The following is a 12297-nucleotide window of genomic DNA, read 5'->3' as shown; positions in this document are numbered from 1 at the left end:
CGGCCTATCGGCCCCGGCGGGCGTGCAGGCGCGCGGCGAGGGTGGCGAAGGGAAGGGCTCCGTTGGCGGCCTGCGGGTCGGCATTCGGCCGGGGCGCGTAGTCCGCCGGCAGGCTCGCCCCCGGCAGGCGTGGATAGGGGTCGAGGAGAAGTGCGAATTGTTCCGCCGCCGCTTCGCCGAGATCGAGCATGCCGGCGGTGACGCCGACAGTATCGATCGCCTCCGGATCGTCGCCCTCGGATTCACGCCCGGCTGGGACGAAGCGGAGCATGAACGGAGCAGCGATCGTCGCCGGGAAGGGGGTCAAGGTGACGACGCAGATCTGAGTGAAACGGGCGACCAGGCGGGCTTTCGCGAGTACGCTACCATCGGTCGCCGGCAGGAGATGAAAGCGCGCCGCGAGATGGCGGATGGCGGGGAGATCAAAGCGCTGGGCGAGCGCGGCGCGTTCGGTGCGACGGGCCGCGATCGCCACCGTCTCGCCGGCCGGGGCGAGGCTTGCCTGCGCGCGTGGGCGGTGGAATTCCGGTATCATGCGTCGTTGCCGGCCAGGGTTTCGGGGGGCGGGAAGGCGACCTCGCCGGCAGCGAACCCGGCGAGGGCTTGGCGCGCCAGAGCCGCATCGCTTGCGATCGCGATCGCGGCCAGCTCTGCCGCGCGCGGTGCCGCGCCGCCACGCCAGACATTGCGCGCGAGCGCCACGGTCAAGGCATCGGCATCGCCGGCGTCGAGCGCTGCCTCATAGGTGCGGGCGCGGCCGTGAAACGCCTCCCACATTGCCCGAACCTTTTTCCCGACCGACATGTCGCCGACACCGAGTTCGCGCAAATTGATGTCCATGTCCGAAAACATGGCGTCGAACACCGCCTGCGCCAATGCCGGGCCGGGCTCGCGGTCATGGCGGAGACGGCGGATGATGAGCGCGACATGGAGCCCGACGAGATCGAAACGGCCATCGAGCGTGTCGGGGACGGCAAGGACATCATAGAAAAATGGCCGCCGCGCGGCAGCCACGGCCTGGCCGTAGAGGGTGAATCCCGCCCGTTCGTGCCGTCTTCCGCGCCGCCAGAAAGCCATATCCACCACCTCGCCCGAGCTCCTTGCGATCCCTGGGCGCGCGTGTGCGACCCAGGCGTTGAAATCGTCTTGCATGCCGCCGCGCGATCGCCGAAAAAGGGCCCAGCCCGGCGCCTCGGTCGCAGCGCTGCCGTTCCCGCCATCGCTTGCAAGGCTGCGGGCGAGACATAGCGCCTGGATTTCGCCGGTCAAATACCGGCGCTTCGATCTGCGGCCGGGAGTTCGGTCATATTGCCGAGGTTTGCTGATGCTCGCCGCTTCCGTTCGCCTGTTCGCGTTGCTCGCCCTGCTCGGCGTCGTCGCCTGCGGCCCCCTCGCGCCGCAGACGCAGGTGCGCGGCAACCCCGTCGACCCCGATCAGCTCGCCGAGTTGGTGCCGGGGGTGTCTACGCGCGCGGACGCGCAATCTCTGCTCGGCACCCCGACCTCGAAGGCGACCTTCGACGACAATACCTGGATTTATATCGGCCAGATAACCAAGCCGATCGTCGCGAGCACCCTTCACGTTGCTAATCAGCAGGTGGTGGTCCTGACCTTTGACGATAAAGGTGTGTTGCGGGCGATCAAGACGCTCGGCCAGAAGGACGCGTTGCCGGTCAGGGTGGTCGATCGTATCACGCCGTCGCCGGGCGGCAACGTCTCGGCCTGGGATCAGATCGTGAGCGGCATCGGCATGATCAATCCGTTCGGCGGCATGATGGCGGGCATGGGGATGAACGGGGCCGGCATGGGTAGCACCGTACCCGGCGCCGGCGGCATGATGGGTGGCGGCTTTGGCGGCATGGGGATGGGCGGCGGCATGCCGTAGTCTGGCGCCGCGATGGCCGGGGCGCCGATTTCGCGGACCTGACCCCTGGCTTCGCGGTTTCCCCCCGCCGCGCGCGGTGCTAGAGCCTGCGGCGGCATAGCGGTTTTCAGTGGAGAGCAGGGCAGGCAATGCGTGAGCATCGCGAGGCGCCAAACCAGGCGCGGTTTTTTGAGGCATCCCTTGACGCGGCGGATCCGGAGCTGGCGCGGGCGGTCGCGCAGGAACTCGCCCGCCAGCAGGACGGGATCGAGCTGATCGCAAGCGAAAACATCGTCTCGCGCGCGGTGCTGGAAGCGCAGGGCTCGGTGCTCACCAACAAATACGCCGAAGGTTATCCCGGGCGTCGTTATTATGGCGGCTGCGCCGCCGTCGATATCGCGGAAGAGCTGGCGATCGCGCGCGCCCGGGCGTTGTTTTCCGCCGAATTCGCCAATGTCCAGCCGCATTCCGGGGCGCAGGCCAATCAGACGGTGTTTCTCGCTTTGCTCCAGCCCGGGGATACCATCCTCGGCATGTCACTCGCCGCCGGCGGACATCTGACCCATGGCGCCGCGCCCAATCTCTCGGGCAAATGGTTCCGCGCCGTGCAGTATGGCGTCCGCCGCGAGGATGGGCTGCTCGATTACGAGGAATTGGAGCGTCTCGCGCACGCCGAGCGGCCGAAATTGATCATCGCCGGGGGCTCGGCCTATCCGCGGGTCATCGATTTCGCCCGTATCCGCAAGGTCGCCGACGCGGTCGGCGCTTGGTTCATGGTCGATATGGCGCATTTCGCCGGTCTCGTTGCCGCCGGGCTCTATCCGAGCCCGCTGCCGCATGCCCATGTTACCACCACCACCACCCACAAGACGCTGCGCGGCCCGCGCGGCGGCATGGTGCTGACCAACGATCCCGAGCTTGCCAAGAAGATCAATTCGGCGCTGTTTCCGGGGCTTCAGGGCGGACCCCTGATGCATGTCATCGCCGCCAAGGCGGTGGCGTTTGGTGAGGCGTTGACGCCGGCGTTTCGTGCTTATCAGGCACAGGTGTTGGAAAACGCCAAAATCCTCGCGGCGACATTGGTCGAACGCGGCCTCGCGATCGTCACCGGCGGGACCGACAGCCATTTGATGCTGGTCGATCTGCGCCCCAAAAGGGTCACCGGTAAGGCCGCGGAAGCCAGCCTCGAGCGCGCCGGCATCACCGCGAACAAGAATGCGATCCCCTTCGATCCGGAGAAGCCGGCGATCACCTCGGGCATCCGGCTCGGCACCCCGGCGGCGGCGACGCGCGGCTTCGGCGCGGCAGAGTTCCGCGCTGTCGGCGAAATGATCGGGGACGTGCTCGATGGCCTCGGCGCCAGCAACGATGGCCGCAATGACGCCGCCGAGGCCGCGGTTGCGGCGCGCGTGCGCGAACTTTGCCGGCGTTTTCCGATCTATACGGCGTTCGCGCCGACCCTGGACGCCGGACGCTGAGACGATGCGCTGTCCGTTCTGCGGGCATGAGGATACCCAGGTCAAGGATAGCCGCCCCTCCGATGACGGGGCGGCGATCCGGCGGCGGCGTTTTTGCCCGGCCTGCAGCCAGCGTTTCACCACCGTCGAGCGGGTCCAGCTGCGCGAACTCACCGTGATCAAGGCGGATGGGAGAAGGGTGCCGTTCGAGCGCGACAAGCTCGCCCGCTCGGTGCGCATCGCCCTTAGGAAGCGCCCGGTGCAGGAGGAGCGGATCGAGCGCATCGTCAACGGCATCGTCCGTCAGTTGGAGGCGAGCGGCGAAAACGACATCGCAAGCCAGCAGATCGGCGAAGCGGTGATGGAGACGCTGCGCGAGGTCGATGAAGTCGCCTATGTGCGCTTCGCCAGCGTCTATCGTGATTTCCGTGAGGCCAAGGATTTCGAGGCCTTCCTCGGCTCGCTCGATGACCAGGGGTGATCTCGCCGACGAGGATCGGGATCACATGCGCGCCGCCCTCGCGCTCGCGGCGCGCCGGCTCGGCGAGACCTGGCCAAATCCCGCCGTCGGCTGTGTCATCGTCGGCGCCGAAGGCCGCGTCGTCGGCCGGGGTGCGACCGCGCCCGGCGGCCGCCCGCACGCCGAAACCGCGGCGCTCACCATGGCCGGGGGGGCGGCGCATGGGGCGACCGTTTATGTCACCCTCGAACCCTGTTGCCATACCGGCCAGACGCCCCCCTGCACCGAGGCGCTGATCGCGGCCGGCGTCGCCCGGGTGGTTGTCGCGCTTCGCGACCCTGATCCGCGCGTCAACGGCGCTGGCATCGCCGCCTTGCGCGCGGCCGGGATCACCGTCGCTGAGGGTATTCTCGCGGACGAAGCGGCCGCTCTCGCCGCCGGCTTCGTGAGCGTGGTCACGCGCGGCCGGCCGCTGGTGACGCTGAAGCTCGCGACCACCCTCGATGGCCGCATCGCGACCCGCGCCGGCGAGAGTCAGTGGATCACCGGCGAGCCCGCGCGCCGTGCCGCGCACGCGCTGCGCGGCCGTCATGATGCGGTGTTGGTCGGGGTCGGCACCCTGCTCGCCGATGATCCGCGCCTCACCTGCCGCCTACCGGGCTATCGCGCCCGTCCGTTGGTGCGGATCGTTGCCGACAGCCATCTCCGCACCCGAATGACGGCGAGCGTCATGGCGAGCCTCGATCTCGGGCCGGTCTGGTTTCTCATCCATGACCGCACCGATGCCGCGCGCAAGCGCGCCTTCGCCGATCTCGGCGCGCGGCTGTTTCCCTTGCCCGGCGCCGAGGCCGGGATCGATCTCGCGGCCGGCTTGCGGGCGCTCGGCCAGGCCGGCATCACCCGTCTCTTGGTCGAAGGCGGGGCGCAGCTTGCGGCGGCGCTGCTGCGTGACAATCTGGTCGATCGTCTCGCCTGGTTTCATGCCCCGAGCGTGATGGGCGGCGATGGCTGGCCAGCGGCGCAGGGGTTCGGCATCGCGCAGCTCGCCGCCATGCCGCGCTTTTCGCGCCGCGCCGTGACCCTGCTTGGGGACGATGTGTTGAGCGAGTTCGAGAGGACGGAATAGATGTTCACCGGTATCATCAGCGCGCTGGGGGACGTGCGCGAGATCCGCCCGCTCGGCGCCGGCGCCGATATGCGGCTCGTGATCGCCGCCCCCTGGCCCGATACCGGCGCCATTCCGCTCGGCGCCTCGATCGCCTGTTCGGGCTGCTGCTTGACCGTGGTCGCGCGCGGCGGGGACTGGTTCGCCGCCGATGTCTCGGCCGAGACGCTCGCGCGCACGACGCTCGGGCGCTGGCGGGCGGGCAGCCCGGTCAATCTTGAACGCGCCCTTCGCCTCGGCGACGAACTCGGCGGCCATCTCGTCTCCGGCCATGTCGATGGCGTCGGCGAAACCCTCTCGGTGGCGCCCGAGAATGGCTCGCTGCGCTTTCGCTTTCGCCTACCCGCCGCACTTGCCCGGTTCGTCGCCGAAAAAGGCAGCATCGCGATCGACGGTGTGTCGCTGACGGTCAATGAGGTCGGGGTGCCGGGGAGCGCGGCGGAGAATGAGTTCGGCGTCAATATCATTCCCCATACCGCCGCGGTCACTGGGTTTGGCACCCTCGTTCCGGGGATGGCGGTGAATATCGAAATCGACCTGCTGGCGCGCTATGTCGCGCGGCTTCAGGCGCGGCCATGAAGGACAGAACCATGCCGGATACGTTGAAAACCGCCCATCTCTCGACCTATTTCGCCACCGCCGAGGAATTGATCGCGGAGGCACAGGCTGGGCGGATGTTCATCCTCGTCGATGACGAGGATCGCGAAAACGAGGGCGATCTCGTCATCCCGGCGCAGTTCGCAACGCCGGACGCGGTCAATTTCATGGCGCGGCACGCGCGCGGGCTAATTTGTCTTGCGCTCACCGGCGCGCGGATCGAGCAGCTCGGTCTGCCATTGATGAGCCAGTCGAACGGCACCCGCCACCAGACCGCCTTCACCGTCTCGATCGAGGCACGCGAGGGTGTCACCACCGGTATTTCCGCCGCCGACCGTGCCCATACCATCGCGGTCGCGATCAACCCGGAAACGACGCGGGCCGACATCACCACGCCGGGCCATGTTTTCCCGCTTGCCGCGCGCGAGGGCGGCGTTTTGGTGCGTGCCGGGCATACCGAGGCGGCGGTCGACATCGCCCGCCTCGCCGGCCTGATCCCCGCCGGTGTGATCTGCGAGATCATGAACGACGACGGCAGCATGGCGCGGCTGCCCGATCTCGTCGCCTTCGCGCAGCTCCACAACCTCAAGCTCGGCACCATCGCCGATCTCATCACCCATCGCCGACGCACCGAGAAGCTGGTGCGCCGGGTCGAGGAGGGTACCATCGCCGACGCGATCGGCGGCGCTTGGCGGCTCGTCGTCTATCGCACCAAGGTCGAGGAGGCCGAGCATATGGCGCTGGTGAAGGGGGATCTCGCGGCCCCCGGGCCGGTGATGGCGCGCATGCACGCGGTCGATCTTCTCGATGACATTCTCGGCGGCGCCCACAGCTCCAGCCTGCATGGCGCGATGGCGATGATCGAGCGCGAGGGGCGCGGCGTCGTGGTCCTGCTGCGCGAGCATCGGCCGCACGCACTTTCCGAGCGCGTGCGCCTGCTCGCCGCCGCCGAGCGGCCGCCGCTCGAACTCCGCAATTATGGCATCGGCGCACAGATCCTGCTCGATCTTGGCGTACGCGATCTGATTCTGCTCTCGAACACGCCACGCACCATCATCGGTCTCGACGGATACGGCATCGAAATCGTCGAGCAGCGGCCGATCGCGCCGCCAGCGGTGGAGACGGGCCGATGAGCACCGAAGACGCGGCGCTGCCGCGCGCACCCGAGATCGCCGGCCCGCCGCCCGCCGTGCTGATCGTTCGCGCCCCCTATTATCAGGCGGTGGTCGATGGGCTTTCGCGTGGGGCTGCGGAGATTTTGGACGCCGCCGGGGCGACGCACGAGACCATCGATGTCGCCGGCGCCTATGAACTCGCCCAGGCAATACGCCTCGCCTTGCGCGGCGCGCGGCGTTTCGATGGCTTCATCGCGCTCGGCTGCGTGGTCCGTGGCGAGACCGATCACTATGAATTCATCTGCAGCGCGGCGATGAACGGGCTGATGCAGCTCTCGCTGACCTATGGCATCGCGCTCGGCACCGGGCTCCTCACCGTCGACACGCTGGCGCAGGCAGAAGCGCGTTCTGGGCGCGATGGCCACAACAAGGGCGCGGAAGCCGCGGTCGCGGTGCTCAAGCAGATCGCCGCCGGGCGGCGTCTCGGGGCACTGTGATGGGTGGGCGATGCCGATGACCGCGCACCCCCGCCCACGCACCGCCTCACGAGTCGCGGCGGTGCAGGCTTTGTTCCAAGCCGAGCAGCGCGAGCAGAGCCTCGAGGCGGTGATGCAGGAATTCATCCGCCACCGCCTCGGCGACCCGCCGGGGGCGGGCGGCTTCGCCGAGGGGAGGGTGCCGGAGGCCGAGGTTACGCTATTTGCGCGCATCCTCCGCGCCGCCGCGAGCGAGGCGGCGCTCGATAGCGACATCGCCGAGGCTTTGCCGCCGGAATGGCCGCTCCTGCGCCTCGATGCGGTGTTGCGGGCGCTTTTGCGCGCCGCCGTCGCGGAGATCCTGATGCCGGACGGGCCGCCGGCGCGGGTCGTGATCAATGAATATCTCGATATCGCGCACGGATTCTTCTCTGGCGATGAGCCCGGCCTGATCAACGGCGTTCTCAACCGCATCGCCCATCGGCGCCGGGCGGGGGAATTTTCCGAGCCGCGCTGAACGGCGCGCCGGGCAAACCATCCCCTTTATTCACCCAATCCACAGGGGGCGCGGCCAGGACAGCGGGCGCGCGGCGGTCTAGAGTGCGACGGGCATGAACAAGATCGATCCCTCGTTGCCGGCTGGCGGCGTCGCGCTCCGCCTGCCGCCGGCCAATCTCGAGGCCGAGCAGGCCCTGCTCGGTGCGCTGCTCGCCAATAACAAGGCCTATGAACGGGTTTCCGAATTTCTCGCGCCCGAGCATTTCGCCGATCCGATCCATGGCCGCATCTATCAGGCGATCGCGCGCCGCATCGAGGCCGGGCAGCTCGCCGACGCGGTGACGCTGAAAGCCGAGTTCGAGCATTCCGGCATCCTCGCCGAGGTCGGCGGGACCGCCTATCTTGCGCAGTTGCTTGGCGCCATGGTCGGCATCATCAACGCCGGCGATTACGGCCGCACTATTCACGACGCCTGGATCCGCCGCCAACTCGTCGATCTCGGCGAGGTCGTGGTCAACCGCGCCTTCGGCGATGAAGACGCGATCGACGGCCGGGCGCAGATCGAAGCCGCCGAGCAGGCTCTGTTCGACCTCGCGACGCGCGGCTCGGCGGAAGGCGGCTTCGTTACCTTCGACCGCGCGCTCACCGAGGCAATCGCCGGCGCCGAGCGGGCGTTTCAGCGGAGCGGCCATGTCTCCGGCCTTTCGACCGGGTTGCGTGATCTCGACCAGCGTCTCGGCGGCTTGCATCCCTCCGATCTCCTGATCCTCGCCGGTCGGCCAGGGATGGGCAAAACGGCGCTCGCGACCAAGATCGCCTTCGGCGCGGCGCAGGCCCTGCGCGCCGAGGCGCTGGGCGCGGCCCCCAAGGCAGCGGTTGCGATCTTCTCACTGGAAATGAGCGCCGAGCAGCTTGCCTCCCGCATCCTCGCCGAAAATGCCCGCATCAGCGCCGACCGCATTCGCCGCGGCGACATCGCCCAGCGCGATTTCGATCGCTTCGTCGAAGTCAGCCGCACTTTGAGCGGCCTGCCACTCGAGATCGACGATACCCCGGCGATCACGCTTTCGGCGCTGCGCACCCGCTGCCGCCGGCTCAAACGCACCCGTGGCCTCGCCTTGGTGGTGGTCGATTACCTGCAATTGATGCGCCCCGCCGCCGGCACACGACCGGAAAACCGGGTGCTTGAGATCAGCCAAATCACCCAAGGGCTGAAAGCGATCGCGAAGGAGCTGGCGGTGCCGGTGATCGCCCTCTCGCAGCTCTCGCGCGCCGTCGAAAGCCGCGAGGACAAGCGCCCGCAGCTCTCGGACTTGCGCGAATCCGGCACTATCGAGCAAGATGCCGACGCGGTGATGTTCATCTATCGTGATGAATATTACCTTCAACAACGCGCGCCGAAGCAGCTCGCTTTCGAGTCGGAGGAAAAATATCAGGACGCGCTCGCCAAGTGGCAGCGTGATATGGATCGTGTTTATAACAAAGCCGAATTGTTCATCGCCAAGCAACGCCATGGCCCGACGGGCAAGATCGATCTCTTTTTCGAGGCCGAATTCACCCGCTTTGCCGATCTCGATCCGGATCATCATGGTGATGATATTCACTAAGACGGGTAAGAGCCTTCTTTTTCTGAAGAAAAAGAAGCAAAAAGACTTTTCCCCCGCCGCTCGGCGCGGGCAGCGCCCAACGGACATAAGTTTTTTAGTTCTTTTTTTCAAAAAAGAACATTTTTCGTGATTTCCTTCGGCGTGGAGTCTTTCCGTCGTCGGCCTGGTACGAGTGCGGTCTTGGAGATCGATCAGGCGGCGATCATCGCCAATTGGCGCGATCTCTCGGCCCGCCATGCCGGCGGCGCGGTCGCTGCGGTGGTCAAGGCCGATGCCTATGGGTTGGGGGCGGCTCTGGTCGCGCCGGCCTTGTTCGCGGCCGGATGCCGGCATTTCTTCACCGCCCATCTCGGGGAAGCGCTGGCGCTCAGGCCGTTGATCCCGGGGGCGATGCTCGCGGTTCTGGGGGGGCTCGGCCCGGCTCCTGGCGCCGATGTCATCGAGGCGTTCGTGCATCACGATCTCGTGCCGGTGCTCGGAACATTCGCCGAAATCACCACCTTCGCGGCGGCGGCCGGCCGTCTCGGGCGGCGCTTGCCGGCGATCCTTCACATCGATACCGGGATGGCGCGGCTCGGGCTCGATGACGCGGAACTCGATCGCCTCGCGCAGGCGCCCGAACCGCTGCAAAATCTCGATCTCCGTTTTGTGATGACCCATCTCGTCGCCGCCGAGACCGCGGAGGATCCGCTGAACGCAGCGCAGCGCCAGCGTTTTGCGCAAGCCTGCGCGCGCTTGCCGCCGGTCAAGCGCAGCCTCGCCAATTCTTCCGGCATTTTCCTCGGCCCCGCCTTCGCCTCCGACCTCGCCCGCGCCGGGGCGGCGCTTTACGGCATCAACCCGACCCCGCACGCCGCCAATCCGATGCGCCTCGCATGCCGTCTCCTGGCGCGCGTCTTGCAGGTGCGCGATGTGCCGGCGGGGGCCCCGGTCGGCTATAACGCGACTTGGCGCGCGGCACGGCCGAGCCGGATCGCAACCCTCGGCATCGGCTATGCCGATGGCTGGCCGTTCCGTCTCGCCGGCCGGGGGAGCGCGTTTTTTGACGGCGCCCCGGTTCCGCTGGTAGGGCGTGTCTCCATGGACCTCACCACCTACGACATCACCGACCATCCCGGCATCGGTCCGGGAAGCTGGTTGGAGCTAATCGGCCAGGCGATGCCGCCCGAGCGCATCGCGGCGCTGCTCGATACCTCGCCCTACGAAATCCTGACCGGGCTCGGCGCGCGCATCGCCCGCGTCGTGCTTCCCGCCGCAGCGCTCTAGGCCGATGCCGCTCACGCTGCTTGCGGCGCTCGGCCGCTTCGTGCTCGATGCCTGTGGTTTCGCCGGCCGGCTGGCCTTGTTCACGCTGGAGGGGATCTCGCACCTCATCCGCCCGCCCTATTACGGGCGGATGTTCGCGCGTGCTCTGATCGAGATCGGCTATTTCAGCCTGCCTGTGGTCGCGCTGACGGCGGTATTCACCGGCATGGTGTTGGCGTTGCAATCCTACACCGGCTTTGCCCGGTTTTCCGCCGAGGGCGCGATCGCCAACCTCGTGGTGCTCTCGGTGACGCGCGAACTGGGCCCGGTGCTCGCCGGGCTGATGGTCGCGGGGCGCGTGGGTGCGGCGATGGCGGCCGAGATCGGCACCATGCGGGTTACCGACCAGATCGACGCGCTGACAACGCTCTCCACCAACCCGATGAAATACCTGGTGACGCCGCGCCTACTCGCCGCCGCGATCGCGCTGCCGCTGCTCGTCTTGATTGCCGACATCATCGGCGTGCTTGGCGGCTTCATCATCGCGACCGCCAAGCTCGGCTTCAACCCTTACACCTATCTCTCCAACACGCTGGCTTTCATGCAGACTATGGATGTGGTGTCGGGCCTCGTGAAAGCGGCGGTGTTCGGCTTTCTGGTCGCCTTGATGGGGTGTTTCTTCGGCTATAACAGCCGCGGCGGCGCCGAGGGGGTGGGCAGCGCGACCACTGCCGCGGTGGTGAGCGCTTCGGTCCTGATCCTCGCCTTCGATTACGTGCTCACGGAAATGTTTTTTACGCGATGAGTGCCGCCGTTCCAATGATCCGCCTGCGCGGCCTCACCAAGGCGTTTGGCGATAAGCAGGTTCTGGCGGGGATCGATCTCGATATCGAAGCGGGCACCTCACTGGTCGTGATCGGCGGCTCGGGTTCGGGAAAATCGGTGCTGATCAAGTGCATTCTCGGCCTGATCGCGCCGGATGCGGGGACCATCGAGATCGACGGCGTCGCCCTCGGCGGGCTTTCGGGCAAGGCTTTGGCCGAGGTGCGAGCGCGGGTCGGCATGCTGTTTCAGAATGCGGCGCTGTTTGACAGCCTGCCGGTTTGGGAGAATGTCGCCTTCGGTCTGCTCGCCCGCCACCAGATTACGCGGCGCGCGGCGCGGGCGGCGGCGATCGAGGTGCTGGCGCAGGTCGGGCTCGGGGCCGATGTCGCGCCGCTGTTTCCGGCGGAACTCTCGGGCGGGATGCAAAAGCGCGTCGGCCTCGCCCGCGCCATCGCGGCAAGGCCCGACATCCTGTTTTTCGACGAGCCGACGACCGGACTCGACCCGATCATGGGCGCGGTGATCGATGGGCTCATCGTCGATTGCGTCAAGCGCCTCGGCAGCACCGCGATCGCCATCACCCACGACATGGCGAGCGCGCGACGCATCGGCGACCGGGCGGCGATGCTTTATGGCGGCAGGATCGTCTGGCAGGGGGCGGCTGCGGATTTGATGGCGAGCGGTAATCCGCTGGTCGATCAATTCACCCATGGCCGGCGCGAGGGGCCAATCCAGATGGAAGTGCGGCGGTGAGGCAGGGCCATCGGATTTCCGCGCAGAGCGAATAAACTATTGAAATAGATTTATTTTTTTGGGAGGTCGAGGAACTTTCATCGGCGAATCCCCGACGCCCGGCCTCGCCCGGCCTTACCCTTTGCACGAGAAAATCCTATACTCACACACCACCGGAGTCGGGTCGCCCGCAGGCTAGGTCGCGTTCGCCTAACCCCGTTGAGCGTCGCGGCAGCTTGCTTCGTAGATCTCAATC

The 12297-nt window shown here is 67.2% G+C and carries 14 protein-coding genes; 12 read left to right on the top strand and 2 right to left on the bottom strand.

The annotated features are described in order from the left end of the window. Positions 1-4 precede the first annotated feature (4 nt). Together DEF76_RS10750 and DEF76_RS10745 are read right to left on the bottom strand one after the other, a co-directional pair. Positions 5-535 carry a YceD family protein gene (locus DEF76_RS10750; RefSeq protein ID WP_114912332.1) on the bottom strand — a complete coding sequence of 177 codons (531 nt, stop codon included), beginning with the start codon at positions 533-535 and terminating at the stop codon, positions 5-7. Next, positions 532-1077: a ubiquinol-cytochrome C chaperone family protein gene (locus DEF76_RS10745; RefSeq protein ID WP_114913821.1), complete on the bottom strand. Its 546-nt coding sequence runs from the start codon at positions 1075-1077 to the stop codon at positions 532-534. Before DEF76_RS10745 ends, DEF76_RS10750 begins: the two co-directional genes overlap by 4 nt. Positions 1078-1324: 247 nt before the next feature. Between DEF76_RS10745 and DEF76_RS10740 the strand changes: the two genes are divergently transcribed. The 12 genes from DEF76_RS10740 to DEF76_RS10685 all read left to right on the top strand — a co-directional run bounded on the left by DEF76_RS10740 (position 1325) and on the right by DEF76_RS10685 (position 12062). Continuing rightward, complete coding sequence (locus tag DEF76_RS10740) at positions 1325-1885, top strand: outer membrane protein assembly factor BamE (protein ID WP_162800599.1); 561 nt, start codon at positions 1325-1327, stop codon at positions 1883-1885. 128 nt (positions 1886-2013) lie between these two features. Further along, positions 2014-3342: a serine hydroxymethyltransferase gene (gene glyA, locus DEF76_RS10735; RefSeq protein WP_114912330.1), complete on the top strand. Its 1329-nt coding sequence runs from the start codon at positions 2014-2016 to the stop codon at positions 3340-3342. A 4-nt stretch (positions 3343-3346) separates the two neighbouring features. Further along, entirely contained in the window at positions 3347-3802 is a 456-nt protein-coding gene (gene nrdR, locus DEF76_RS10730) for a transcriptional regulator NrdR (protein ID WP_114912329.1), read from the top strand. Next, positions 3789-4907: a bifunctional diaminohydroxyphosphoribosylaminopyrimidine deaminase/5-amino-6-(5-phosphoribosylamino)uracil reductase RibD gene (gene ribD, locus DEF76_RS10725; RefSeq protein WP_240318978.1), complete on the top strand. Its 1119-nt coding sequence runs from the start codon at positions 3789-3791 to the stop codon at positions 4905-4907. The genes nrdR and ribD overlap by 14 nt, the downstream gene beginning before the upstream one ends. Then, complete coding sequence (locus DEF76_RS10720) at positions 4908-5525, top strand: riboflavin synthase (RefSeq protein WP_114912328.1); 618 nt, start codon at positions 4908-4910, stop codon at positions 5523-5525. Between the two features lie 11 nt (positions 5526-5536). Continuing rightward, entirely contained in the window at positions 5537-6676 is a 1140-nt protein-coding gene (ribB, locus tag DEF76_RS10715) for a 3,4-dihydroxy-2-butanone-4-phosphate synthase (protein ID WP_114912327.1), read from the top strand. Next, complete coding sequence (gene ribH, locus DEF76_RS10710; protein ID WP_114912326.1) at positions 6673-7155, top strand: 6,7-dimethyl-8-ribityllumazine synthase; 483 nt, start codon at positions 6673-6675, stop codon at positions 7153-7155. Before ribB ends, ribH begins: the two co-directional genes overlap by 4 nt. Before the next feature lie 16 nt (positions 7156-7171). Beyond that, positions 7172-7651 (top strand): transcription antitermination factor NusB, encoded by a 480-nt coding sequence (gene nusB / locus DEF76_RS10705; RefSeq protein WP_205215982.1) that lies wholly within the window; start codon positions 7172-7174, stop codon positions 7649-7651. Between the two features lie 94 nt (positions 7652-7745). Continuing rightward, on the top strand, positions 7746-9239 hold the full coding sequence (locus tag DEF76_RS10700; RefSeq protein WP_114912324.1) for a replicative DNA helicase: 1494 nt from the start codon (positions 7746-7748) through the stop codon (positions 9237-9239). Positions 9240-9419: 180 nt separating this feature from the next. Next, positions 9420-10505 (top strand): alanine racemase, encoded by a 1086-nt coding sequence (alr, locus tag DEF76_RS10695; protein ID WP_114912323.1) that lies wholly within the window; start codon positions 9420-9422, stop codon positions 10503-10505. Between the two features lie 4 nt (positions 10506-10509). Beyond that, on the top strand, positions 10510-11289 hold the full coding sequence (locus tag DEF76_RS10690; RefSeq protein WP_114912322.1) for an MlaE family ABC transporter permease: 780 nt from the start codon (positions 10510-10512) through the stop codon (positions 11287-11289). Further along, positions 11286-12062, top strand: coding sequence for an ABC transporter ATP-binding protein (locus tag DEF76_RS10685; protein WP_114912321.1), 777 nt, complete (start codon positions 11286-11288; stop codon positions 12060-12062). Before DEF76_RS10690 ends, DEF76_RS10685 begins: the two co-directional genes overlap by 4 nt. The last annotated feature ends 235 nt before the right edge of the window (positions 12063-12297 follow it).

This window comes from Acidibrevibacterium fodinaquatile, from assembly GCF_003352165.1.
Classification (GTDB): Bacteria; Pseudomonadota; Alphaproteobacteria; order Acetobacterales; family Acetobacteraceae; genus Acidibrevibacterium; species Acidibrevibacterium fodinaquatile.
Note: the sequence above shows the minus strand (reverse complement) of the source record. Positions and strands in the feature narration are given on the sequence as shown.

Coding starts and splice junctions, on each gene's coding strand:
- DEF76_RS10720 (WP_114912328.1), top strand. CDS start 4,908: ATGTTCACCGGTATCATCAGCGCGCTGGGGGACGTGCGCGAGATCCGC.
- nusB (WP_205215982.1), top strand. CDS start 7,172: ATGACCGCGCACCCCCGCCCACGCACCGCCTCACGAGTCGCGGCGGTG.
- DEF76_RS10700 (WP_114912324.1), top strand. CDS start 7,746: ATGAACAAGATCGATCCCTCGTTGCCGGCTGGCGGCGTCGCGCTCCGC.
- ribB (WP_114912327.1), top strand. CDS start 5,537: ATGCCGGATACGTTGAAAACCGCCCATCTCTCGACCTATTTCGCCACC.
- DEF76_RS10740 (WP_162800599.1), top strand. CDS start 1,325: ATGCTCGCCGCTTCCGTTCGCCTGTTCGCGTTGCTCGCCCTGCTCGGC.
- ribH (WP_114912326.1), top strand. CDS start 6,673: ATGAGCACCGAAGACGCGGCGCTGCCGCGCGCACCCGAGATCGCCGGC.
- ribD (WP_240318978.1), top strand. CDS start 3,789: ATGACCAGGGGTGATCTCGCCGACGAGGATCGGGATCACATGCGCGCC.
- DEF76_RS10745 (WP_114913821.1), bottom strand. CDS start 1,077: ATGGCTTTCTGGCGGCGCGGAAGACGGCACGAACGGGCGGGATTCACC.
- glyA (WP_114912330.1), top strand. CDS start 2,014: ATGCGTGAGCATCGCGAGGCGCCAAACCAGGCGCGGTTTTTTGAGGCA.
- DEF76_RS10690 (WP_114912322.1), top strand. CDS start 10,510: ATGCCGCTCACGCTGCTTGCGGCGCTCGGCCGCTTCGTGCTCGATGCC.
- DEF76_RS10685 (WP_114912321.1), top strand. CDS start 11,286: ATGAGTGCCGCCGTTCCAATGATCCGCCTGCGCGGCCTCACCAAGGCG.
- nrdR (WP_114912329.1), top strand. CDS start 3,347: ATGCGCTGTCCGTTCTGCGGGCATGAGGATACCCAGGTCAAGGATAGC.
- DEF76_RS10750 (WP_114912332.1), bottom strand. CDS start 535: ATGATACCGGAATTCCACCGCCCACGCGCGCAGGCAAGCCTCGCCCCG.